The 22341-nt window shown below is 59.7% G+C and carries 27 protein-coding genes and 2 pseudogenes; 8 read left to right on the top strand and 21 right to left on the bottom strand.

Going from position 1 to position 22341, the window contains the following annotated elements; genetic code table 11:
• Together ACXYMN_RS18020 and ACXYMN_RS18025 are read left to right on the top strand one after the other, a co-directional pair.
• On the top strand, nt 1–823 hold an 823-nt coding region (locus ACXYMN_RS18020), incomplete at its 5' end, for a nucleotidyltransferase domain-containing protein (RefSeq protein ID WP_459015249.1).
• Nucleotides 801–1235 (top strand): hypothetical protein, encoded by a 435-nt coding sequence (locus ACXYMN_RS18025; RefSeq protein WP_459015250.1) that lies wholly within the window; start codon nt 801–803, stop codon nt 1233–1235. The genes ACXYMN_RS18020 and ACXYMN_RS18025, both read left to right, overlap by 23 nt.
• A 609-nt stretch (nt 1236–1844) precedes the next feature.
• Here ACXYMN_RS18025 and ACXYMN_RS18030 read toward each other — a convergent pair.
• The 14 genes from ACXYMN_RS18030 to ACXYMN_RS18095 form a co-directional block, all read right to left on the bottom strand.
• Complete coding sequence (locus ACXYMN_RS18030; protein WP_459015253.1) at nt 1845–2924, bottom strand: TrbL/VirB6 family protein; 1080 nt, start codon at nt 2922–2924, stop codon at nt 1845–1847.
• A gap of 407 nt (nt 2925–3331) precedes the next feature.
• Nucleotides 3332–3520 (bottom strand): hypothetical protein, encoded by a 189-nt coding sequence (locus ACXYMN_RS18035; RefSeq protein ID WP_459015255.1) that lies wholly within the window; start codon nt 3518–3520, stop codon nt 3332–3334.
• Complete coding sequence (locus ACXYMN_RS18040) at nt 3517–4503, bottom strand: ATPase, T2SS/T4P/T4SS family (protein ID WP_459015257.1); 987 nt, start codon at nt 4501–4503, stop codon at nt 3517–3519. The genes ACXYMN_RS18035 and ACXYMN_RS18040 overlap by 4 nt, the downstream gene beginning before the upstream one ends.
• A 4-nt stretch (nt 4504–4507) precedes the next feature.
• A complete protein-coding gene (locus ACXYMN_RS18045) occupies nt 4508–5887 on the bottom strand; it encodes a TraB/TrbI/VirB10 family type IV secretion system protein (RefSeq protein ID WP_459015259.1) in 1380 nt (459 codons plus the stop codon).
• Nucleotides 5884–6579 (bottom strand): TrbG/VirB9 family P-type conjugative transfer protein, encoded by a 696-nt coding sequence (locus ACXYMN_RS18050; RefSeq protein WP_459015261.1) that lies wholly within the window; start codon nt 6577–6579, stop codon nt 5884–5886. Before ACXYMN_RS18050 ends, ACXYMN_RS18045 begins: the two co-directional genes overlap by 4 nt.
• A gap of 1 nt (nt 6580) precedes the next feature.
• The gene (locus ACXYMN_RS18055) at nt 6581–7234 is read right to left on the bottom strand and encodes a VirB8 family type IV secretion system protein (protein WP_459015263.1); all 654 of its coding nucleotides are present in this window, start codon (nt 7232–7234) and stop codon (nt 6581–6583) included.
• Between the two features lie 14 nt (nt 7235–7248).
• Nucleotides 7249–8058 carry a type IV secretion system protein gene (locus tag ACXYMN_RS18060; RefSeq protein ID WP_459015265.1) on the bottom strand — a complete coding sequence of 270 codons (810 nt, stop codon included), beginning with the start codon at nt 8056–8058 and terminating at the stop codon, nt 7249–7251.
• Nucleotides 8058–9146: a lytic transglycosylase domain-containing protein gene (locus tag ACXYMN_RS18065; RefSeq protein WP_459015385.1), complete on the bottom strand. Its 1089-nt coding sequence runs from the start codon at nt 9144–9146 to the stop codon at nt 8058–8060. The genes ACXYMN_RS18060 and ACXYMN_RS18065 overlap by 1 nt, the downstream gene beginning before the upstream one ends.
• A 55-nt stretch (nt 9147–9201) precedes the next feature.
• Complete coding sequence (locus ACXYMN_RS18070) at nt 9202–9369, bottom strand: hypothetical protein (RefSeq protein WP_459015267.1); 168 nt, start codon at nt 9367–9369, stop codon at nt 9202–9204.
• Nucleotides 9366–11741: a VirB4 family type IV secretion/conjugal transfer ATPase gene (locus ACXYMN_RS18075; protein ID WP_459015269.1), complete on the bottom strand. Its 2376-nt coding sequence runs from the start codon at nt 11739–11741 to the stop codon at nt 9366–9368. Before ACXYMN_RS18075 ends, ACXYMN_RS18070 begins: the two co-directional genes overlap by 4 nt.
• On the bottom strand, nt 11731–12009 hold the full coding sequence (locus ACXYMN_RS18080) for a VirB3 family type IV secretion system protein (protein WP_459015271.1): 279 nt from the start codon (nt 12007–12009) through the stop codon (nt 11731–11733). Before ACXYMN_RS18080 ends, ACXYMN_RS18075 begins: the two co-directional genes overlap by 11 nt.
• Complete coding sequence (locus ACXYMN_RS18085) at nt 12002–12295, bottom strand: TrbC/VirB2 family type IV secretion system protein (RefSeq protein ID WP_459015273.1); 294 nt, start codon at nt 12293–12295, stop codon at nt 12002–12004. The genes ACXYMN_RS18080 and ACXYMN_RS18085 overlap by 8 nt, the downstream gene beginning before the upstream one ends.
• Nucleotides 12292–12906 (bottom strand): lytic transglycosylase domain-containing protein, encoded by a 615-nt coding sequence (locus tag ACXYMN_RS18090; RefSeq protein ID WP_459015275.1) that lies wholly within the window; start codon nt 12904–12906, stop codon nt 12292–12294. Before ACXYMN_RS18090 ends, ACXYMN_RS18085 begins: the two co-directional genes overlap by 4 nt.
• Nucleotides 12907–12949: 43 nt before the next feature.
• Nucleotides 12950–13303 (bottom strand): hypothetical protein, encoded by a 354-nt coding sequence (locus tag ACXYMN_RS18095; protein WP_459015277.1) that lies wholly within the window; start codon nt 13301–13303, stop codon nt 12950–12952.
• Between the two features lie 203 nt (nt 13304–13506).
• On the opposite strand from ACXYMN_RS18095, the gene ACXYMN_RS18100 reads away from it, so the two are divergent.
• The 3 genes from ACXYMN_RS18100 (at nt 13507) to ACXYMN_RS18110 (ending at nt 14544) form a co-directional block, all read left to right on the top strand.
• Nucleotides 13507–13767, top strand: coding sequence for a hypothetical protein (locus ACXYMN_RS18100; RefSeq protein ID WP_459015387.1), 261 nt, complete (start codon nt 13507–13509; stop codon nt 13765–13767).
• A 124-nt stretch (nt 13768–13891) separates the two neighbouring features.
• Nucleotides 13892–14149, top strand: a complete 258-nt coding sequence (locus ACXYMN_RS18105; RefSeq protein WP_459015279.1) for a helix-turn-helix domain-containing protein — start codon at nt 13892–13894, stop codon at nt 14147–14149.
• Nucleotides 14150–14316: 167 nt separating this feature from the next.
• Nucleotides 14317–14544 carry a hypothetical protein gene (locus tag ACXYMN_RS18110; RefSeq protein ID WP_459015280.1) on the top strand — a complete coding sequence of 76 codons (228 nt, stop codon included), beginning with the start codon at nt 14317–14319 and terminating at the stop codon, nt 14542–14544.
• A gap of 119 nt (nt 14545–14663) precedes the next feature.
• On the opposite strand, the gene ACXYMN_RS18115 is transcribed toward ACXYMN_RS18110, so the two are convergent.
• The gene (locus tag ACXYMN_RS18115) at nt 14664–15410 is read right to left on the bottom strand and encodes a hypothetical protein (protein WP_459015282.1); all 747 of its coding nucleotides are present in this window, start codon (nt 15408–15410) and stop codon (nt 14664–14666) included.
• A gap of 184 nt (nt 15411–15594) precedes the next feature.
• On the opposite strand from ACXYMN_RS18115, the gene ACXYMN_RS18120 reads away from it, so the two are divergent.
• Together ACXYMN_RS18120 and ACXYMN_RS18125 are read left to right on the top strand one after the other, a co-directional pair.
• On the top strand, nt 15595–15792 hold the full coding sequence (locus tag ACXYMN_RS18120; RefSeq protein ID WP_459015284.1) for a hypothetical protein: 198 nt from the start codon (nt 15595–15597) through the stop codon (nt 15790–15792).
• Nucleotides 15789–17081 carry a TRAP transporter large permease gene (locus ACXYMN_RS18125; protein WP_459015286.1) on the top strand — a complete coding sequence of 431 codons (1293 nt, stop codon included), beginning with the start codon at nt 15789–15791 and terminating at the stop codon, nt 17079–17081. The genes ACXYMN_RS18120 and ACXYMN_RS18125 overlap by 4 nt, the downstream gene beginning before the upstream one ends.
• A 489-nt stretch (nt 17082–17570) precedes the next feature.
• Here ACXYMN_RS18125 and ygiD read toward each other — a convergent pair whose 3' ends face one another.
• A complete protein-coding gene (gene ygiD, locus ACXYMN_RS18130; protein WP_459015288.1) occupies nt 17571–18392 on the bottom strand; it encodes a 4,5-DOPA-extradiol-dioxygenase in 822 nt (273 codons plus the stop codon).
• Between the two features lie 60 nt (nt 18393–18452).
• Complete coding sequence (locus ACXYMN_RS18135) at nt 18453–18875, bottom strand: DoxX family protein (RefSeq protein WP_459015290.1); 423 nt, start codon at nt 18873–18875, stop codon at nt 18453–18455.
• Between the two features lie 126 nt (nt 18876–19001).
• On the opposite strand from ACXYMN_RS18135, the gene ACXYMN_RS18140 reads away from it, so the two are divergent.
• Nucleotides 19002–19898: a LysR family transcriptional regulator gene (locus tag ACXYMN_RS18140; protein ID WP_459015292.1), complete on the top strand. Its 897-nt coding sequence runs from the start codon at nt 19002–19004 to the stop codon at nt 19896–19898.
• Nucleotides 19899–19964: 66 nt separating this feature from the next.
• Here ACXYMN_RS18140 and ACXYMN_RS18145 read toward each other — a convergent pair.
• The 4 genes and pseudogenes from ACXYMN_RS18145 to ACXYMN_RS18160 all read right to left on the bottom strand — a co-directional run.
• A pseudogene (locus ACXYMN_RS18145) lies at nt 19965–20147 on the bottom strand (helix-turn-helix domain-containing protein); the annotation flags it as partial.
• A gap of 49 nt (nt 20148–20196) precedes the next feature.
• Nucleotides 20197–21556 (bottom strand): annotated as a pseudogene (locus ACXYMN_RS18150) (ISKra4 family transposase).
• Between the two features lie 123 nt (nt 21557–21679).
• Nucleotides 21680–22081, bottom strand: coding sequence for a PIN domain-containing protein (locus ACXYMN_RS18155; RefSeq protein ID WP_459015294.1), 402 nt, complete (start codon nt 22079–22081; stop codon nt 21680–21682).
• Nucleotides 22081–22323, bottom strand: a complete 243-nt coding sequence (locus ACXYMN_RS18160) for a type II toxin-antitoxin system Phd/YefM family antitoxin (RefSeq protein ID WP_459015296.1) — start codon at nt 22321–22323, stop codon at nt 22081–22083. The genes ACXYMN_RS18155 and ACXYMN_RS18160 overlap by 1 nt, the downstream gene beginning before the upstream one ends.
• Between the last annotated feature and the right edge of the window lie 18 nt (nt 22324–22341).

Raw genomic sequence — 22341 nt, forward strand, 5'->3', positions numbered from 1 at the left:
ATTGTCCAGAACCAGGCGAACGGCACGCTCGCGCACTTCGGGGGAATACTTGTTCGTTGTCTTGCTCATGATGCTCCATCCTACTCAGGAGTTGGAGCCTCCGGCAAACCCGGCGCGGTTCAAGGATCTGGACCTCACCGAAACCCAGTTTGATCGTGCGCGCCAGAGCTATGGTGCCGTCGGAGACTGGCTGTCCGGTTCAACTGATCCCCTACTCGTCAGTGTTCTGGTCTATCTCCAAGAGTCCAGTGCGCTTGGAACGGCCGTGAAGCCAATCGGGCGGCGGGAATTCGATGTCGATCTGATCTGCTTTTGTGCAGGTATCGCGTCCGGCATCTCACCAACGACCCTGAAGGCGGCGGTTGGAAACCGGCTCAAGGAACACGCCACCTATGTGCGCCTTCTCGAAGAAAAAAAGCGTTGTTGGTGTCTGAACTATGCGGAGGACTTCCACCTCGACCTATCCCCGACGATAGCAAACCCGGTCTGCGGCAACCAGGGCGAATTGGTGCCCGACCGGGCTCTGAAGGAATGGCATCCGACAAACCCGCGGGCCTACAAGACCCTGTTCGATGAGCGCGCCGCACTCTGGCCTACCTTTGTGGGCAAGTTTATCGCCATGCAGCGGGACGAGGCGACGGTGGAGCCGTTCCCCGTCCAAGAAGCAGTGAAGGCATCCTGCGCCGCATCGTGCAATTGTCAAACGGCACCGCGACGTTTTTTATCAGAACAACACGCAAGACGTGGCCCCGATTTCCGTTATCATTACCACCCTTGCGATGCAGTCCTATGCCTATTGCGTGCGCAACCACGTCTTCCATGACGAAATGGATCTGTTGGTCGAAACGATCCGGATGATGCCGCACTTCATCGACCGCCCCATTCTGGACGGACGGCGGGGCTATGCCATCCTGAACGAGACAACCAACGGGGAAAACTTCGCCGACAATTGGAACAAGGATGAACGCCGGGCACCAGCGTTCTATGCGTGGCACGCACAAGCTCTGTCCGACTTAGAAGTCCTTCGCGATGCTGTTGGTCAGGACCGTGTGTCATTGAACATGGAGCGTTCGTTCGGTTCCGGTGTCACCGGACGGGTTCTCGGCAACCGCGTCAATGCGGTGTCGGATGGTCGCAAATCGGGTCTGCTTTCTGTCGCACCTGTGGTCGGGCTGACGACATCGAAGGTCGCAGCATCAACGACCGTGCCCACAAATACGTTCTTCGGTGATTGATGATAGGACGAGGCGGGCAATACGACCTGACCCTGTCGCAGCAGCTGCTGTTCCTGAAGGCAAGCCCGGCTATCAGTGGTGTGGGGCAGGTCCGCGCAAACAAATTGACATGGCAAGAGCCTATACAACCGACCGCCTTGGCGCGCTCCTACCTTGCCACTATCACGTTTCAGCCGGGTCAAACGCCCGGTGTTCAGATAGACGACCCGGATCTGGAGTTGCTGGCGGCAGGGCGTCCTTTGCCTCACGTCTACAGAGATCCGCTGCGCCTTTGTCTTTATCTTCCAGGTGCCAGGGAATGGGACGCGCGGAAGCGGATCGACCAAACCATCATTCCGTGGACTTACCTTTGGCTCTATTATTTCGAAGATTGGCTTTGGTCAGACGACTGGAAAGGTGAAGGGCAACACCCCGGCGAAGAGCCTGAGCCAGTTGGCAATCGGGTGATGCGCAGGGCCGTGGCACGGTGCTAAAATTGTCGATTCCGCCTGTGGCAGAAACGGTCGTGTTTGGCCACGTGCCTTGTGTCGCGAGGGATCAACCGTTTAGCAATGACAAAAACCCGCAGCGAAACCTTTGCAGTTTTGGCAAGTTTTTGGCACCTGGCTGTCACCGCCTGCCCAACCTACCAAGTCTTGAAAGCTGTGCCAGCATTCGGGCGCCTGTTCCGGTAGCGTCACCCGGACGAGCCGCAGTTGGCCCTCCAGCAGTATTTGGCCGGCTCGGCAAGGCTTGCACGCCGAAGAATTGTCGCGCTCGAAGGGCTGCGTATTCAGCCCCAGTTGCGCCACCGATGGCATAGCGATTGTAAACTTGTTGGCTACCTGCAAGCCCTCTGGCGAAGGCATAGCTTCCCCCGAACCCGGCCGAGAGTGCCGGCATCATGATGTTTCCAGAAATCGCCCGGACCAAGAAAGGCGTTGCTATGATGAAACCCTTTGCCATCAGCACCATCATGAAAAATGGGATAAGGGCCCCTATGTTCGAGGCTCCCTCCGGGTCGCCAAGCTCGGCAAGAAGCGCCCGAGAGACCCCCGTGATCGTCGCGAACACTCCGGCGACGACGATCGGATACATCGCGAATGAAATGAGCGCGGATAACCAGCGCGCGAAATAATCCTTGGTCACCTCGAACAGGGTCAAGAAGATCATCACTGGCGCAATGCCAATTAGCAGAGCGATCATGAGCCGGGACGCCACAACAATAAACGCCGCCAACCCGCCAAGAATCGAGAGCAGCAGAACCCCAAGTGTGTCAAGCAAGGCACCCGCCATCCAGTTCAGCTCAGATCCCGCAGCATTCAGATAGTCCCCGAGCGCTGCAATCAGTTCGTCAAATTCCTCTGCAAAGGTACCGGACGGACCAGGTGATCCGCCGCCGACAGAAGCCACAAGGGCGCCGGCAATGCTGTCAATTCCGTTCAGTATTGCTGAGGCAAGCGCATTGAACTGGACCCAGTTGGTCGCGAAGACCCCTATAAGTCCGACCTTCACGGCCAGCCAAAAGGCAGTTCGGCCGTCCATGGCGCGATACTGGTAGATCATGTTGATGAAGACCAGAATGACAACTAGTGTTGTGCCCAGAACCAGCAACGTGCCGACCGTTGCGGCGACCGCGCCGAATTGCGTCTCGGCAGCGGTATTGAGATAGCCTTCAGCGGTTTCCACGAAATAGGTGACGACACTCATGGAGACCTACCAGTTTCCGGTGGCTTCGCAGATAGGCATGGCTTCGCGTCGAAGCTCATTTGCTTGGCGTCGGTATGCGGAAGTCGCTTCCACGATGTCCCAGTATTCAGATGCTGCGAAATGCTCGACGTATACGCGTTCGGCTGCTGCCCAAGATGGATACCGCGTGGGACAGTCGCAGTTTTGCGAGTCTACGACGCGCTCCATGCTTTGAGCCCGATATATCTGTTGGATCAAAAGGCGCTTATAGGATTCGCGCACATTGATGTTCTGCATCCACTTCGGCTCAGGTGGCTGGTCTGGGCAAACATTTGGGTGGTTGTCGAGCGTCGGGATCAGGTTCCGCTCGGCTACGCCAGCAGTTGTGCCAAAGATCAAGAGCAGGCCAGCGACTGCAATAGCCCGTGTCATTCCGATGCCGCCTTCTTTGTACCAGTCTCACGCTTCAAGAAAGTGGTGTAGCCGTAGTCGCCGGCTTCGGCGGTGATAACCTCCCACCCTTCCGCGCCGCGCTCATTCAAAGCACGTCGCACCTCGTCGTAGTCCTTTTGCTTCTTCACCGGAAAGAACAGGATATCGTATTCAAAGGTCTTCATTGGGAAGCTCCGATCTCATTGGCGCCGGGGAGGTAGAATTCTGTGATGCCGCGTCGGCCGTCGTGGCGACCGGCCTGGATGATCACGTCGATGGAATTCTCGATGTACTGGATCATGTCGGTATAGGTCATCGGGATCTCGGTCTTGAGCGCCGCGATTGCGAGGCGCTGCACGGCAAGTTGCGGGGTTTCGGCGTGCAGCGTGGTCATGGACCCGCCATGGCCAGTATTGATCGCTTCGAGGAATGTCATGGCTTCCTTGCCGCGCACCTCGCCGAGGATGATCCTGTCAGGGCGCATGCGCAGCGTCGCGGTCAGAAGCACATCGGCGGTCTGGAACTCCGCGTCGCGATTGGCGATGAGGGTCACGGCATTTGGCTGGGTCGGCAGAAGCTCGGCGGCTTCCTCGATGGTGACGATGCGTTCTTCGGCAGGCACATGAGAGAGGATCTTGCGCGCGGCGACAGTCTTGCCGGTGGAGGTGCCGCCCGAGACGATCATGTTGAGCTTGTTGTCGACGCAAAAGGCCAGGGCATCGTCGATGACGCCCGCGGCCACCACCTCGCGCAGTTCGCGGGTTTTCTCGAGGCGGAGTTCTTCTAGCTTGCGTTCCTTGCCATAGAGGAAATCGAGCGCGATCCCGTCGAGCGGCAGGCTCGAGAAAAACCGCAGGCTGATCGACATGGCAGAGGGCACAGCGGGTGGCGTGATGACCTGCGCTCTGATCGGTCGCCCTTTGTAGGTGATCGAGACCGAGACGATGGGGCGGTCCTTGCTCATGGTGGTATTGGCGGAAGAGGCGATCTGGTTGCCGAGGTCTTTGACTTCTGTTGCGGTCAGCTTCTGGTCCAGTCTCCGCATGAAGTGATCGCCCTGGAATTCTCCCCAACAGCTGCCATCGGGGTTGATGCAGATCTCGATGACATCGTCGCGGGCGGCGGCGTCGATCCGATCAAGCGAGGTCTGGAGATAGCTCAGCGACATGGGCTCAGAGTATCTCCAGATCGCGGTCGACCATCACCGTGACGCGGGCGCCCTGGTCGACATAAATGACAGGACCGATCGAAAGGTAATCGCCAATCACGCTGTCCGTGGCATCGGCCAGATCATCGCCCACGTCTTCGAGCACGTCTGCGGTGGTCTCATCTTGAACGTTTGCAGCAGCGGCGCTTGGGGCTGCGGATATCAGGGAAATCAGCGCTGCCGAGCCAAAGCGCTCATCAAAGCGCGTGTCGACAAAGCCGGTCACGCCTGAGCGGCCAAGTTCATCGCCGCCGAAGGAGCTGATCTGGATGGTTTGATTGTCAGGCAGGATGATCCGATCCCAGGCGATCGTGACCCGGCGCTGCGCGATATCAACGCCCGAACGATAGCGCCCGATGAGACGGGACCCGCGCGGGATCAGGAGACGAGAGCCGTCGAAGCTGTAGACATCTTCGGAAACGACGGCACGGGTTTGGCCGGGCAGGGAGCTATCGAGGGCAGTTTCCATGACGGCCTGGATCATCGTGCCCTGAATGATGGTGTTGGACGGATTTGCGATGACCTCGGCTTGCGTGACGGAAGTGGGCAGCGCACCGTTCAGCACGAAATCCGTCACATCGCCAAAGGTTCGCTCTGTCAACGCCGTCTCATTTGCGCCGGAGGTGCCACCAAAGGCGATAGTGGGCGAGGCGATGCGGCGCTCCTGAAACGCGCGCTCCTCAGTTGCGCGGCGCTCAAGTTCCGCGAGCCGTCTTGCTTCCTCTTCGCGGCGGAGCCGCTCTTCTTCCCGCGCGCGCAACTCGTCCTCTGTGGGCCCAATGGGCGCGGGGAGGGGGCGATTGGCTTCGAGCTGCGCGAGTTCGAGGTCCATGCGGAGTTGCTCCAGCTCGCGATCGCGCGCGGTAAGCTCATCTCGAAACTGCTGTTGCGCGGCTTCTGACGCTGCTTGCAGCGCCGCGATTTGGGCTGTCAGCGCATCGATGGCTTCTGCGGCAGCCGTGTCTTCCTCGACCACCGGTTCGGGCGCGTTGCGCAATTCCTCGATCTGGGCCTGAAGGGCGGCGAGTTGCGCCAAAAGCTCGGCGTTCGGTTCCACCGGGTCTGGTGCGACCAGAACGACTTCGGGCTCCGGTGGGGGGAGGGTTTCGATGGCACCGAACCCGTCTCCTTCGTTCTGGAACACGTCCGGTGTGGCCGTGGGCAGGGCCTCCTCTTCTTCTGGTTGGGACAGGAGATAGAGCAGTGCACCGCCGGCGCCGATCACGAGGACGACGACCAAAGCGAGCAGCGGTGAGCGCCGTGGGGCAGGAGGCGAACCTGCGCCTTTGCCTTGCTCGAGGGCTGCGAGACGTTTCTCGAGGTCCGCGTTTCCGGTGTCGCTCATGAGCCCACCCCCGCAGGCGGTGTGGCCTCTATACAGACCACCTCGTCACCGATCCGCAGAACCCATTGCCTGTTTACCCCGGAGACCCGGATCACGCCGTCCTCGGTGGCTTGTGTGTTGACCGTCCGTTCGCGACCATTCGCGTAGCGAAAGATCGCCGGCACCGGCGCGTTCCGCGGAAATTCGAAGTACGTGAAGGTCCCATCGTCCCAGACGCGGGTTGGGGTGAACTCTGTGCGCGCACTTGCCCCGTAATTGTAGTTCGGCGCTTGGGTCGCGATGGCACGTGTGGGCCGTGCATTGTCGTCCGGATAGCGGAACTGCACCACGTAGAAGGTTGGGCTGCGGACCTCCTGGACGTTGAAATAGTAGCTCCGCCTGTTCGTGTAGACGGTCACGTTGGTATGGACACCGCGCGCGACGGGTTTGATCGCGAAAGCTTGCCCGCCCGGCACGCCGTCGATCTCGAAGCCCTCCGTGTCGCCTGCGATGATCGAGCGGATGCTTTCGCCCTCGCCGAACTCGATGGTAGTCACATGGGTGAGTGAGACGCTGAGGCGGTAGACCTGACCTTCCTGGTAGGTGGCCAAGCGCACGCGATTGTCGTTGGGACCGCCACGCGGGATGGCTTCGGCGAAGGCAAAGACTGGCAGCAGGGCAAATATGCCAGTAACAACGAACTTTCTGATCAAACTAATTTTCCAATCTGTCGGAGCGGATGGAATATTCGAGCACGGTGAAGCCGAAGGGGTTCGTCCAGACCTCATCGATGGAGCGGCGGGTCTCGGGGCGGAACTCGAAGAGAAGCGTGGCGGTGAAAAGGCCGGTTTGGACTCCGTTGATGGATGTCAGGCGTTTGCGCAGGCGGACCGTGGCGCGGTTGGTACCGATGCGATTGATGCTGAGGATTTCCACGTCGAGCCGGGCATTCGGGCCATAGACCGTGGGCGGATAGTTCTCGTTGGCGCTGTTCCAGATCTGGCGCAATCCGCTCTCGGCCGCACCGTCCGAGCGACGCAGAACACTGCGGATGCGCAGATCATTGTCGAGCTGGTTATAAACCTCGCGGTCGGTCACATAGCGGAAGACCTCCGCCTCGATGACCGCCTGGTTGGCTGTGACCGAAGTCGCGCCCACGGATGCCTCGGGCAGGGCAAAGCCGGTGGCGGGATCATAGGGAACGACCACAGGCGGCGGATCGACATCGAGAATTGAGACAGCCGCCGCGCTCAGGCAACCGAGGATGCCGAAGATGAGCCCGATGAGCCCAAGGCGCTGCCAGAGCCGTTCGCGGCGCAGGGCACCATAGACCAGTTCTTCTTCGATGATGTCCTGTTCACTCGCCACGCGTCACACCCAAGTCAGTCTGCACGCAGGTCGGGCAGCGTGAAGTCCATGAAGCGCTGCTCCTCGGCGATGGTGGCGGCATCGATCACGCCTCCGGTGCCGTCGCCTACCGTTTGCACGGCTTCGAGCTGCCACATGGCCACGAGCGCGATCGCCAGTTCCGCCGTGACGCGTGTGTTGAGATCGATGCTTTCCTTGAGTTCATCCATGTCATCGATCAGCCCGACGAGCCGGTCGACGCGTTCCAGCGACTGGCCGGCATCTTCATAGCTGTTCTGGGCCGCGGCTGAGACGAGCGCGCCGGTCGTGGCTTGCGTGGCCACGCGGTTGGCCCCTGGATTTCCGCTGGTGGCCATCTCGGAGAGGGTGTCATCGTCAAATCCGAGATCGGCCAAGACCCGATCCATCTGAGTTTCGATCTCGCCCGCACCGGAGCCAGAGAGGCCGGAGAAGTCTCCGGTCTTGATGGCTTCAATGGTGGCGAGGATGTCTCCGAACTCCTGATCGAGCAGGCCGTTCAGCTCGTCCTCCATCTCGGTGCGGATGATTTCCGGGAGTTCGGCAAGGCGGGTGAGCGCTTCGTAGGTCCGTTGCAATTCGCCAAGTTGTTCCGTGAGTGTGGCAAGCTGTTCGCGGAGCTGCGTGAGCTGCTCGTTTTGCAGGATCTCGTCTTCGATCATCTGCCGGAGCTGCTGGATGTTTTGTGCGATGTTCTGGGTGTCGACGACGGGTACGCCTTGCGCCAGGGCGGTGGACGGTGTGCCGAGATGCAGGCCAAACCCAAGTGTCGTGGCCAATGCCGTCCTCATGAGTAAATCTCTCATCAGTCTATCTCCCTGATCGTGAATTCTATGAACGCGCCTTCGGCCATACGGGCGCTGGCCTGGGCCAGTTCCTCGGCGGAGAGCACGCGGGTGCACGCCGCCTGCAGCCGAATACGCGCGGCGACGAGGCGCACGAGTTCGGCGCGGGCATAGGTGTTGAGTGCGATGCTCTCCTGCACATCTTCGGTCTCGGAAATCCGCTCGACGATGTCTTGGATGCGTAGGGCGGCTTGTCTGATCGCGGCGGGCGCGTTGTTGCCATAATAGGCCGCGCCATGCCCGGTGATCGAGAGGTTCGCATTGGCCAGCAACGCGGGGTCGATCGTGCCGAGCGCTTCGATCCCGCCGATGCGGCTCAGGTAGAGATTGTAGCGTTCGGGGATGACCTGGACGTAATGCTGTGTCTCGGCGAAGGGTGGGACGCCGCCATATTCAAAGACCCGGCCCGGCCCCGCGTTATAGGCGGCAAGCGCGTTGATGATATTGCCGTCGAAGGTGTTGAGCTGGGCCGCGAGATAGCGCGCGCCGCCATGCACTTGCAGGTAGGGGCTATCATAATATTCCGGGTTGATGCCGAGATCGCTGGCGGTGCCGGGCATAATCTGGGTGAGGCCGAAGGCGCCTACGGGCGAGCGGGCACCGATGGTGAAACGGCTTTCCTGCCAAATGAGGGCCTGCAGCAGGGCGCGCCATTGGACCGGAGAAAGGCCCGCGCGGCCAACACCGGCAAACCCGCTGGTCTCTTGGGCCACGCGGATGATGAGTTGCTCGATGTTTGCCGCCGCATCTCCGAACATCTGTGCGCCGCCGGGATTGGGATCGATCTCACCCGTGCCATAGACCGCCTCGACGGAACGGTCGGGATCGCCGCTGCCGCTTTCCAGCCCGGAGACCATGGCCGGCAGACCCTGGCCGCCAAAGCTTGTCTGGGCATCGAGGATGCGTTGCAAGGTTTCGAGTTGCTCCCGTTCGATCTCGGCGATGAGTTCGCGCACGGCAAGCTTGTCTGCCTGGATCGCAAGATCGGACTCGCGATCGCTGGTCTCGACGATATCGCGCGCGGTCAGCCCGCTGTCATTGGTCGGCACACCTTGGGACAAGGCGAGACCGGGCAGCAGGCAAAGCGCGAGGATATGGGGCAGCTTAGATCTCAACGTCACCCTCCGGTGCGTCGAGAGGCGTGAAGCTGCAATCCGGTGCTGTGGGCGCCGTCGAGGCCAGGAAGGTGAAGCAATTGGCCTGCGGTTCCTGGTACTGGGCGCAGGAGGCCAAAGCGCCGAGCGCGGCGAGAAGCAACAAAATGCGTGTCATGAAAGTCTCCAGAAGTCTGGGCGGTCGCGGTAATCAGCGCCGACGAGCGCCTCGCCTTTTTCCATGCCGCCGAGGATGGTGAGATTGGCTCCGAGGGCGCTGAGATCTGCATCAACAACGATGGAGCCCTGATCATCACGGATGAGCGCGAGGCGGCTGTCGCTGCCGGTGTTGAGAAGCACGTCGAGTTCCTTCTTATAGAGGTTCAGCATCGCGTAATCGGACGCATGGGCGCGGATGTTCGGAAGCAGGATTTGTGTCGGCACCGCCTCGACGATGGTCTTGCCGGTCCGCGTACGCTCGAGCTGGCTCGTGTATTGCGTCATCATCACCGCAACGGTGTTTTGCTTGCGCGCAGTGACCAGCCAGTTCGAGAGCCGCTCGGCGAAATAAGCGTTGTCGAGCGCTTTCCAGGCCTCGTCGATGACGATGATCGTGGGACGGCGGTCCTCGATCTCGCGCTCGACCCGGCGGAAGAGATAAGAGAGGACGGCCATGCGCTCCTTCTCGGCCTCGCTGTCGAGAATACCGGTGAGATCGAAGCCGACCACATCGCCTTCCAGCGAGAACGTGTCTTCAAGCGTCTGCCCGAAGATCCAGCCGTAGCGGCCGTCTTCTGTCCATTCGAGCAGGCGCTGGTGGAGATCGCCGCCATCATCGGTCGAGACGAACAGTGACGCGAAATCCCGCCAGTTCCTCAAAGCCGGATTCGTGGCCTGCGCGTTCTGGCGCACGACTTCCTGAATGCGGTTGGTCTGGGCGGGCGTGAGCGGCTTGTCGGCGCGATAGAGCAGGGTCGCCAGCCAGTCCGACAGCCAGGCGGTGCCACGCGCATCGGTTTCCGTCCAGAGCGGATTGAGGCCCGTGGGCTGCCCGGCCTTTAGCGATGCATAGCGCCCGCCATTGGCGCGGACCGCCATCTCCATACCGAGACGGTAATCGAAAACGAAGATCCGCGCCCCTGCTCGACGGGCCTGCGTCATGAGGAATGCCGAGAGGACCGACTTACCTGACCCGGGCCGCCCCATGATCAGCGTATGCCCGCTGGTCGGTTCCTTCTCGGGGCTGCCTTGCTCGTGATAGGAAAATCGGTAGGCGCTTTGTTCCGGGGTGGGCAAATAGGTAATGACCCGGCCCCAGGGGGTCTTCTCAGCAGGCTTGCCAAGTTGAGTCCGATGAAACGCCGCGAAATCTGCGAAGTTGCGATTGGTGATCGCGCTGGCACGCACGCGCTTGGGCTGGTTGCCGGGATGCTGGCTGAGGTAATGGGCCTTAGCTGCCACCCTCTCGCCGATCATCTTTACACCTTCGGCGGCCGCGGCGTTCACGATCTCGGCGCTGAGGGTTTGCAGCTCGTCAAGCGTCTCACAGAAGATCGTCACCACCATGTGGTGCTCGCCAAAGCTCTGGCGCTTGGCCTCGAGATCATCGGCGGCGATATCGAGGGCTTCCATGAGCGACAGGGCGGCGTCCTGGCTGGCCTGCATCTGGCGCTTCTGGCGCTTGATCCGGCCCGCCATGAGGTTTGAATTGATCGGTGTGAAGGAATGCGTGACGATCATGTCGACCGGCAGGTTCAGCATGTCGAACATCGTGCAGGAGGTGGCTTCGGAATATTCCCCGACGGTAAAGCTCTTGCCGTAGCGGTGGCCCACGACGCCTTCGGAAAGCTCGAAGTGATCTCCTTGAAACGTCACTCGCGTGTTGGCGACGTTGAATGACAGAAAGCCGTAGGTATTGGCGGGATAAAGCGGCAATTCCTGGCCGGTGTTGAGCGCCCCCAGAAACCCGATGAGTTCGCCGCTTTCGGCCGATAGCACGCGCGGGTTTAGTTCGGTCAGGCCAGACAGGAATACGCTCACGGCCTCGCCCAATCGGCGAAGGCGTTTCTCGGTTGCCTCCTTCAGCCGGTCCGGGGCGCTGCGATTGAGGAAGGGCAGAACGCTCTTGGGAGGCGGGCGGTGAATGACCGTGAGGGTCAGGGTTTTGTCGCGTAGGCCGCTGCTCTCGAGTTTCGCGCGCCACAGGCGGTCAACTTCTCTGGCAAAACTGTCCTCGCGCACTGGCTCGAGGTCCGGCGTGATCGCTTTCGAGACCTTGTGGACGTAGTAGCTGAACTCCGGTCCCAGCTGCGCGATGATCCGGGCAAAGAGCGCCGTCACCTTGTCGAGATAGGCATCATCCGTCGTGTAGCTGTTGACCCCGTCGAGCCGGATGCACTGGAAAAGCTCGTTCACCCGCGTCCGCACCGTGCGGTCATCGACCAGGCTGACGTAAGGAAGCATATGCGCAAGGCGGGTTTCGCGCGCATACCAGTCCGGCGTCATGGTCCGAGTATCGAGGGCTTCATTCAGAGCCGTATTAGGGCGCATAGCTGTCCCCACCGTGAATGCTGCGGTACCGCGTCGGCGGTGTCTCCTGCAGCGCCGTCATTATCACGTCGATGAAGCGCGGGTCCCAATCCGCAGCCTTCCAAAGCACGGGATAGAGCAGGGCCGCCACGCCCAGCACCGCGATGTGCTGGACCCAAACAAAGAGCAGCACCGAGCCAAAGAGCCAGACCATCGCGTACATGATGGGCAGGCCCAAAAGCTTGGGCGGTCGCACGAGGCCGAGAAAGAGGGGCGAGCGCTCAGCCACCGGCAAAGACCGCGGCAACGATGGTGGGGGCGGCGGCGACACCGGCGATGCCAACAAGCACCCAGAGCGCCTGGCGCAGATCGATGATGTTGAAGAACCAGCTCAAGAAAACGCCCAGCACGGCGAGCGTCGCGATGACGACGCCAAGCGGGCCGGTCAACGCATCGACGATACCCTGTAGAAGGCTCTGAATCGGCGAGAGATCGATGCTTTGCGCCAGTGCCGGTTTGGCAATGAGCAGGAACAGCGCCAAAGAGGCGACGAATAGGTTTGAAATCTGTCTCATGAATTTGATCCTTCCAATCGGGCCACGACGGCCATGACACGGGCCACGTGGTTCTGGGTTTCTCTGTAGGGGGGGATGCCGCCATACTGGCTTACGGCCTCGGGTCCGGCGTTGTAGGCTGCGAGGGCAAGGCGCGGATCGCTGAACGTCTCCAGCATCATCGCAAGATAGCGGGCGGACCCGTCGAGGTTCTGCAACGGATCGCGCGGGTCAACGCCAAGGTCGCGCGCCGTCGCGGGCATCAATTGACCAAGGCCAATGGCACCGGCGCTCGAGACCGCATCCTGCCGATAGGCGCTCTCGACTTCGATATTGGCACGGTAGAGCGTCAGCCAATCACGAACCGAGAGATCCGTGCGCCGCAGCCCGGGATGCCCGACGTAACGAAGGGCGGTAGCCTCGATGGCCGCCAGAACATCGACGCGGGGCAGGGGAGCGGGCCGCGCTAGTGATGCCATCTGGATTTCGTCTGACCCAAGGTCAGTCTCACCGAGGATTGCCAGTTCATCAGCAGCGGACCCCTGGCCGATGCCGTCATTGTAATTGCGGGCAAATCTGTCCTGAGAGCGGGACGGGGTCAGTGAGCCATCGCTCTCCATGACCAGCACCATCTGCGCAGTGGCGGGACCCGTCAGGAACCAGAAGAGAAAGAGACTACTTGCTGCCGCCCGTGTCGGTTGCAGCCAGTTTGTGCGTCGTCCGCTGGCCTTCCTCGAGCGGCACATCGGCATGGGAGAAGCCGATCCCGATGAGAAAGGACACCACGCCCGTGATGGTTTTGAACTCGCGGATCTTGATGTCGTTATAGGTCGTTCGGGTACGGGCTGTGACCAGCAGCTTTTCCACGCCCTCGTCAGAGACGACACGCATGATCCAGACCCCATAATAGCTGGGGCCCTTCTTGTGTGCCGACTTCTGGCACAGGATTTCAGCGCTATAGCCACTTTCCACGAGTTCGCGGAAACGTGCTTCCGTAACCACATTTGGTGCTTCGATGTCCCAGTTCATGGCCCGGCTCACGCTTTCTTCAAACACGCAACGACCGGGCATTCCCACTTGAAGCCCAGAGTTACGATAGTATATCATTAACCGCAAGATATAATGCGGCAGATACGGCTGTATCTCAGTTACTCAAACTCTAGGCACGGCCATTGGCGTCTATCAAGGAAAATAGGGGTTTCAGAAACTTGCGGTTGAACCGATGGGTGAAGATGCAGGCTGTGGCCTTGCTGATGCTCGCTCCGGTCGCAAGCCAGGCTGGGTCATGCCTCGCCCCGGTCCGGCCATTCGTTCCAAGCGATTCGCAGGCCGCCCGGGATTATGCCGACATCATCCGACGGGACTTTGAGGTCTACATCACGGACATCCAGGACTACTTCCGCTGCCTCGAGCAGGAGCGTGCGCGCGCCTTCGAAGAAGCCCGCGAAGTCAGTCAGGACTACGGTCGGTTTCTCGAACTGGTGGGGGATTGATGGGCCACTGGGCATGCACCAGACTTGCATCCCTTGGAAACCAGACGCCGATAACACCCTCATATATCTACTTTTTAGATAACAGATTTCATCCGCTAGCGACGTCACAAAGGGTATGTGACGCGTGGCGACAACAATCAGAAGCAAAGGTCAGGAGGCTCTGTGCCAGGCGTTGGTCGACGCCCGGAATAAAGCAGGACTCAGCCAGAAAGAATTGGCGGTCAAACTTAGACATCACCAGTCATTCGTGGCCCGTGTCGAAAGCGGAGAGCGCCGGATCGACGTTGTCGAGCTCATCCAATTGTCGCGTGCCGTCGGATTTGACCCCTTCGAGATTTTGGCGATCGTCGAAGCCGCCACGGAGCCCGACCATAAGATTTGAGAACAAAGTAATTTTGGGGCGTACCGCATTGGACGTCCCCATGTGAAGTGAGCTCCTTCAAGGAAGAGTAGTCAGCCAACATCCACCAATTGCGTCATGCTGTGCAGGCGAAGCCTTGGAACACGATGCCGCGATTGCAGCGCCAAAGTGCAGGAAGTCAGTAAACAGTGGACGATGATAAAGGTGAAGGCGTTGCAATTGCCAATCTGATCGGGACCGATGGGTGCAGCGTAGTTGGTTGGGTGTATCGCTGGACTACAGGCACTTATGCGGTGATGTGGGACATCCATGGGCCCCAGCCGGTATCGGAAACCCGGCCGGATCTGACTGAGGAACAGAAACAGGAAATTGACTTCGACGCGCTCACACGGATCGGAAGAGACGAGGGCGGGTGAGGAGTGAGAGCCCGTAGTGTTTGCCGAAATGCCTAATAGCCTATGGACCGCGACGTATATGCGGTGCCGTCGTAAATTCAAAGGAGCCGGGTTCCGTGGCCAGCCAATGCAGCGGTAGGTCAGTAGTTTACCTGCTCAAACCCATAATTGCCCTCATAGTCACGCCAATCGACGAACACGGAACGGTGATAGATGCCGGGGCAATTCTGGCCCCAGCGTTCGAGACCGACATGGTCGGCTGGTAGGGCGGCTATGGAAGACCTCTGCCAGGCGAAGTCACCTTGGATGCCATAAGTGCCGAGGACCACGGTGGCGCTACGGTTGCAGTCACCATCACGACCGGATTCGTGCTGTCGGGCATACCGGACATCAAAGACTCGGATGGATCGTACGAAGTTGAATTCAGGTCCGCTAATGTCGATGTCCGCGCGGTCCTGAACAAGCCGAAGGGCCCTATCGGCGCGAACAAGGTCATCTGGAGCTTCTGGAGTGCGCCAAGCAGCCTCAATTGGGTCAGCGGCATCGCGCGCTGGAAAGGATTGTCGCGGTCCAGTGTTGTTGTTCTGGAAGAACGCTTCAAAGATGCGTTCTGCACTGCTTGGTGCTGGGGCAGTCTCATAGGAAACACCCATAGGACAGCGCCAGATTTGTAGCGGCGGTTCCACCGGCCATGGCGTAATGCGTCGGATGAATTCGGCTCGAGCTCTGGCGCATGGCACGGAAGCAGGCCAGCCACCAGACAGGCACAGTAGGATCGCGCAATCGATCGGGTATGTCTGCGCGCGGGCGGGCATCGGCAGTAAAAGGCCTGTCACAGTTAAAGCGACTGCGACCGAGGGGAGGAGCTTCTTGAGTAGATGACGCATGCTGAGGACCCTCTGTGACAGGCTTCAGCATACATACGAAAATATACTATCGCAACACTAAGTATAACGGCGCATAATGAAGTTTATGTAAAATAGTTCGAGTTCTTGTTCGATTTTATCGTAACTACCTCGGTTCACATGAACCGGCTTGGAGCGCCTTGGTGGCCAGGCTCATGAACTGTTCTTGTTCCGTCTTTTCGTCAAGCACGGGCTCAACGCCTCTAGAATTTCCGAGGTCAGTCAGGCGCTTCGGGTGCCACGCGCCCCACTCTATTTCTTCATGGCGCTCAGTTGTGCCTTGTCCGCGCTGGCCTCACTGGCCATCGCTTTCACCGGCCCGATGGTCGATCCCGAAGACACCCACGCGGAGGAAGCGCTATGATCGTTGGCTCCATCGCCATGGCTGCGGCCATTCTGCTGGCCTTCCTGCGGGTTCCGCTCGCCTTTTCCCTGCTTGCCATCTCGGTTGCCGGGATCGGATTTGCCATCAACTGGAATATTGCGTTTCAACTTCTGCCACTTACGATTTCGGACGCTGTCCTGTCTTACGATCTCGCGGTCGTGCCGATGTTCATCCTGATGGGCAACGTGATCTCGAAGACCGGCATCGCACACGACCTGTTTCGAGCCGCCTATGGATTTGTCGGCCACGTTCGGGGTGGTCTGGCTCTGTCGACAATGGTGGCCTGCTCCGGGTTTTCCGCCGTCTGCGGCTCCAGCTATGCGACGGCTGCCACCATGGCAAAGGTCGCCTATCCGAGCATGAAGAAGTACAATTATTCTGACGAGTTGGCTGCCGGAACAATCGCAGCCGGAGGCACCCTGGGCATTCTGATCCCGCCCTCGATCATCATGGTAGTTTACGGAATTCTGACACAGACGAATATCGGCGACCTGTTCATCGCCGGAGTGATCCCCGGCCTTCTTGGTCTTGCGTTTTACATGCTGGCTATCCGGTTCGTCGCTGCGCGAAACCCCAGCCATGCGCCGCAGGGCGAAAGAACGCCCTGGCCCGAAAAACTTCAGGCCCTCTCAGGGATCTGGCCGTTCCTGCTGCTGTTTGGCCTGATTATCGGTGGGCTCTATGCCAAGCTCTTCACACCTACCGAAGCAGCAGGCATGGGCGCGGGCCTCGCGATCCTGATTGCGACCTTTCACGGGCGCCTGACGTGGAAAGTGCTGCGCAGGGTGATCATCGACACCGCCTATACATCGGTGTCGCTCTACACGGTCCTGTTCGGCGCGCTGATGCTTTCCAAACTGCTGACCTTGTCCGGGCTGGCGGCGGGGGTCCTTGCTCTTGTCCAGTCCACGGGCCTCGAAGGCTATGCATTGATCTTCGCAATCATGCTCGTGTTCCTCGTGCTCGGCTGCGTGATGGACTCCATGGCGATCATCCTGATTTTCGTCCCGCTCTTTGCGCCCATCGTTGTCGCTCAAGGGTTCGATTTGGTCTGGTTCGGCATCATCGTGATCGTGGTGACCGAGATCGCACTGGTCACGCCGCCCGTCGGAATGAACGTGTTCGTTCTCAAGGCCGTCTTACCCGACGTTCCGGTAGTTCGGATTTTCAAAGGCTTGGTGCCGTTCATCGCGGTCGATGTCGTCCGGCTTGCCTTACTGGTCGCCTTCCCGGCGATCACGCTTTGGCTGGGTACGACGGTTGGCTAACAGCAAAACGCAAGTTCGACGGCGGGTGAGCCTGATCCTTCGCTTCCCGCCAACTTGCGTTGGTATCACGACTGCGAAAGCACCGCTAGAAAGCCATATCCCTCAAAAGGCGATGACGACGTAGTTCCGACCGAAGCTCCTGAAAAATTGAGTCTCATCGGTCGAATTTGTAAGCGGTTCTGACGCTTCACAGAGAAGACCGGAAAGATGGACTCAAAACCGTTCAAAGGAATACTATGATCCGAGCAGTGATCACCCAGGTCAAAGACCAGACTGACACGAAGCGCGCCGGAAGGCGCGCTTTTATTGAAAGTTCTGTCAACTCAGCGTGATCTTGAAGCAGGCTTTCTTTCCGTTTTCAAATTCATACGCCAGTTCTGGCGAGCTTTGAGACAAAGCCAATTCGACCTGCGAGATGCGGTTTCACAGCAATTGTAAGGTCGCGGGTTGGACACATCGACTGGCATGGACGAGCTTGAACCGGTCTCCCTAGTTCGGGTGAAAGATGAAGGACCGCATCGACACCGATCCGAGATCGATGGCATCGGTCAAAAAAGTCAGGTCGTCACGCGTATCTGAAGCGCCCGCTATTGTCAGCGCTGGCAAGTAATGATCCACCGTCGGATGTGCCATGATTAGAAGCGTGCCCAGCTCTTGCGCATTCGCGAGCGCGCCGAAATCCCGGTCCGAAAGACGGTCGGCAAAAAGCGCATCAAATTCCTGCGCGAAATCCTGCGGGGTGCCGCCCCGGCGCATGGCGCGCAGATTATGGACGACATTGCCCGAGCCCAAGATGAGAACGCCCCGGTCCCGCAGGTCCGACAGGGCGCGGCCAATCTCCAGTTGGTGGCCAAGCCCGCGGCTCATATCGATCGAGACTTGGAAGACCGGCACATCGGCCTCGGGGTAGAGATATTTCAGGACAGCCCAGGCGCCGTGGTCAAGACCCCAGGTCTCATCCCCGGCGGCGCGGTGACTGTTCAGAAGCGACACCACTTCGCGGGCCAGATCGGGTTGCCCGGGTGCCGGATATTGCTCTTTGTACAGCGCCTCCGGAAACCCGTAGAAGTCGTGGATTGTGCGCGGCATGGCCGAGACATCCACAAGCGTAGTTCCGTTGGTCATCCAATGTGCAGAGACGACGAGGATCGCCCTGGGTCGTGGCAGGCTCTGGCCAAGTGTTGCCCACGACCGGCTGAACGGGCCGTCTTCGATCGCATGCATCGGACTTCCATGCCCAAGAAAGACGACCGGCATCCGGTCGGAGGGCGCGAAACGTTCCTTTAATTCTTGTAAGCTGAGTGACAGCATGATGGTCCTCTTTCGTTGGTCACCGAGCGGCCGCTTGGCCGCCCGGATGTTATGAGTTTCTCAGGCGAATTGGCCGAGAGCTCTCTGCAGGGCCGGTACCTTTAGGGCGAATGCACCGCTGCCGAGAGATGCAATCGCACCCTGCACGACGGTCCAGTAGACCGGGAACTCCCAGCCGCCGCCCTCGGCCGAGAACAGCCAGCCATTGCCAGCATGAACCCAGGTTGCCCCCAGAAGCACCGGGATCAGCGCCAGTGAGACAAGACGCGTGCCAATGCCGAGGATCAAAGCGACGCCGCCGACGATCTCGGCAAAGATCGTAAGATAGGCCAGAAAACCGGGCAGGCCGAGGCTCTCGAAATAGCCGACGGTTCCGGCGACGGTGAAGACGCTGATCTTCAGCCAGCCATGTGCGAGAAAGAGCGAACCGCTCGCGACGCGAAGTGCGAAGGCGGCATAATCAGAGTTTGCGTGCGTGGTCATATCCGTGTCCTATTGTTGAAAGCCGCCCGGGGACAGCCTGTCTGTGAGGGAACATACGCCTTGCAGATAACTCTCAAAATGACGAATATAGCGAATGACCTTCCACGTTTTGTTCGCAATAGTCACATGGACCTTTTCGATCAGCTCCGCGCATTTGTCGCCACCGCGCAGTCCGGCTCCTTCACAGGAGCGGCAACTCAGCTGGGCATTTCGAACCGATTGACCTCAAAGTATGTGGCCGAACTCGAGCAGCGCCTCGGTGTGCGGCTCTTTCAGCGCACAACCCGCAAAGTCGGCCTGACACCGGCCGGGTCGGACCTTCTGTCCCGCGCCCCTGCCCTGTTGGACGATCTCGACGACTTGCTGGCAGATGTCTCGGACTCCTCAAAGGGGTTGTCGGGAGTTGTGAGGATTTCCGCTCCGATCACGTTCGGCGAAGTCTACATTGCGGGAATGCTGGCGCGGTTCGCCGAAGTTCACCCAGGGATCACCATCGACCTCAGATTGAGCGATGCCTTTAGCGACCTTGCTGCAGAGGGGATCGACCTTGCCTTCCGGATTGGTCGCTTCGACATTGCCTCACTCAAAGTCCGACGACTGGGCACGTTCGAGAGCCTGCCAGTCGCCAGCCCGGCCTACCTCGCGCGGGCGGGGCGCCCGGACGCCCCAAGCGATCTTTCCGAGCACAGCTGCATCGTTGATACCAACCGCAGGAACCCCAAGCGTTGGGTCTTCGACCATAGCGACACGCAGGTCGTCACTCAGGTCGAAGGCCGGTTTCACGTCAATTCAGCCAGTGCCGCCGTCGATCTGGCCCGCCGCAGCTTCGGGATCGCCTATGTTCCAAGTTTCGCCCTGCGTGGTGCGCTCGACAGCGGCGACCTGGTTAGGGTACTGGAAAGCCACACCGGGGACCGCGGCGACGTCGCTGCCGTCTACCTTGAAGGGCGCACGCTGCCTCGAAAGGTGCGCGCGATCATCGATTTTGCAGTATTGGATATCGGGATTACAAGATCAATTTAGAATGCGCCCGATTCTCCGAAACCATGTGAGAGTCGACCAAAATGAATGGCAAGATTGAAGCAACGGCTAGATCGAGATCCGCCATATCCTGAACCGTCCTTGCCCTGTCACTTCGCGGATCAAGTCACTCTCTTCCATCCTGGCGAGGTTCCGTTGGACAGCCGCGCGACTTGCGCCTGTTAAGGCCTCCGCCATCGGGGCCGACACCAAAGACCACTCTGTCAATACCGAACGGAGAACCAACGGTGTCGCGTTGCCGTTAAATCTGCGACGCGAGGGAGTGGGCAAAACTTGAGGGTCATGCGGCTGCTCTTTGGTACGCGCCGGTTAGCCGACCGTCGAGAACGGCGGCGCGGACAACGGCCACGCGGTGTGCTCCCTTTGGCGACCATCTCATTCGGCGGCGCTTTCCCATGCGGGTGTTGCCGATGTCGTCTACGCAGCCCTCTGCACGGGATGAGGAAATCGGAAGACCCCTGCGATGCCGCCAGCGATAGTTAGTCAGGTTGTCGATATTGTTCGCAAGGTATGAATAGAGTTCGCGGCACCGAGCTTGCACCCGCCGCGCTGCTTCAGACGCCAGGCGGTCATCTGTAGCCAGCCGCGCGCAATCGACCATCAACCATTGCAGACCGGGTTGTAGCCGTTAGAACTTTTCCATGCCACAGGTACCATCGCAGCGTTTCGGCCGGACGTTTGAACAGCACCGGAATACCGGAGAAGCTTCTGATCTGCAGCAGGCCCTTTACGGCGTTCTCGACGTGCTGAATACGCATCGAGATATGCCACCAGTCGAGGATGTGGCGGACCTTTCCGCCAACGGCATCGCGCACGAGGTTCGGCAGGGCGGGTTCCCCATCCGAAATCACCGTGACGGTTTGTTTCTGATCCCAACCGAGAGCCCTCAAGTCCTGGCGAAGCTGGCAGGCGGGTGACAGCACCGCCTGCGGAACAAGGCCGAAGCGGCGACAGTTATTGAGGCTCTCGATCTTTCCCACCACAACATCGAGGTGTATCTTCTGGTATTCCGGTCGGCATCGGCTATGCGCGCCGTCTAAGAAAACCGTCAACTCAGGCGCATCTTCGGCGGCCCCCGTGACGACCGGCTCAGTCTGCGGACTGTCTCCGATGTCCCGGGCGACTTTGCCAAGACGGTTCCGCACCGAAGTATTCACCTGCTTCGCACAAGGCAGGAAAGTTTCCAGGATGCGCGCCGCTTCCCGGAAGGAATGACGCGCTCCAAGTTCGGCCTGAGGGCGTCGCAGTTCCGGGGTCGACCGATCCGGGAAAAAGTGAGCGAGAGGCGAAAGCGGCCCGCCCAGGACGTCGTCCGATCTGGCATTGCAGCCGCAGCGGCGAATGCGTGGGGCCTTGACCTGGAACCTGCCAAAGAGCGTGTCGAGCACCCTCGACCGATGATCATGGATGGCTCGCACCCTGCCGCAGTCGGGACAAATCCTGCTGGCTTCGGAAATTTCCTCGATCTGGTCGAGCAGGATCGCATTCTGCAATTGTCCCAGGATTTTCTTGGCATCTTCGAGCAACAACCCGAACCCCTCAGGCTGCGCACGCCGAAACGGGCGGCACAAACGACCGAGACGACGCCTCTTTGTGGTTCCGTTCTCAAAGGTCGTCTCGACAATAATCCGCACGTCCATGGCAGTTCCCCTCTTAGTGAACCACCAGCATACACATACACCCCCAAGTTTTGCCCACTCCCGGTCAACCTGACCAAGGCCGCGGGGCCGTGACCCCCCTGCCCTGCTGCAACAAACCGCACCCTAGAACGGGTTCTCGATCGTCACCCCCGTCGGCGCGAAATCACTGACATTTCCGGTGACAACGGTTGCAGCATGCCGCAGCGCCGAGGCCGCGATCATCAGATCAGCGCCTGCGTGACCGATCTCTGCCGACAACCGGCCCCAGATGCGTGCGTCCTCGGCATCGAACGGCAACAATCGGTCAGAAAACAGCAGGACGGTCCGATCAAGCCAGGAACGAAGATCGCGCGCAAAACCGGGATCGCGCACCTCCTGCTGGCGGATGCCGCGCTCGATTTCGCCAATGGTGATGACGCTCAGGAAAAGATCCTGTTCCGATTTACCCTGCAACCAGGCAGCCACCCTTGGTGCACGGTCCGGGCGGCGGACCGCTGAAATGACGTTGGTATCGAGTAGAAACATCAGAAGGATACGTCCCGCGGCTTCGCCTCAGCTCGTTCGACATCACCCCCCGGAAAGGCCATCAGATGCTCCGCAAAGCTCTCGCGCGCTCTCACGGCCCCATCAACCAGCCTGTGGTATTCATCCGCAGACAGGATGACCACCGCAGGCTTGCCGCGACGTGTGACTTCTTGGGGCGTCCCTGCCAGCGCGGCATCGACAACCGCACTGAACTTGTTTTTCGCATCTTGAACTGTCCACATAGCACTTCACCTAGCTAG

The sequence above is a fragment of the Roseivivax sp. CAU 1753 genome, from assembly GCF_054482575.1.